The sequence below is a fragment of the Adlercreutzia equolifaciens genome, from assembly GCF_029076695.1.
Classification (GTDB): domain Bacteria; phylum Actinomycetota; class Coriobacteriia; order Coriobacteriales; family Eggerthellaceae; genus Adlercreutzia; species Adlercreutzia equolifaciens_A.
In genome coordinates this window covers 1-309 of the sequence record NZ_JARFIK010000311.1, presented here as the reverse complement: position 1 = coordinate 309, position 309 = coordinate 1, and the positions used below count along the sequence as shown (strand labels likewise).

Sequence of the window (309 nt, the reverse complement as noted above, 5' to 3'; positions counted from 1 at the left end):
GTGCGTCGTCGTCAGCAGGCCAAGCACCGCGAGGCCGAGCGCATGGAGCAACTCCTGAACACGCCGTTGGAAACCTTTGAGGATTCCTCGCTGAAGGAACTCGAGCAGAAATACGCCGAAGCATCATCGGCTCCGCCGGTAACCTCGTCGAAGCCCATTTCTGACGACCCGATTCAGCGCTAGATGTTTGGGCGCTCTGCTGCAAGACCGCGCGGCGCCCAAGCCGCCCCTGTTGGAACCACCTTCGCTTTGTGCGAAGTTTGCCCCGGCCCTTCGGGCCACGACCTAGGCCGCTCAGGCCAGAGAGGA

General features: G+C 62.5%; 1 protein-coding gene. It reads left to right on the top strand.

Translation table 11 applies throughout. The features are described 5' to 3' along the window. The coding region (locus PZH32_RS12535) for a hypothetical protein (protein ID WP_275208573.1) at positions 1-183 on the top strand (183 nt) is incomplete at its 5' end. Positions 184-309: the final 126 nt, after the last annotated feature.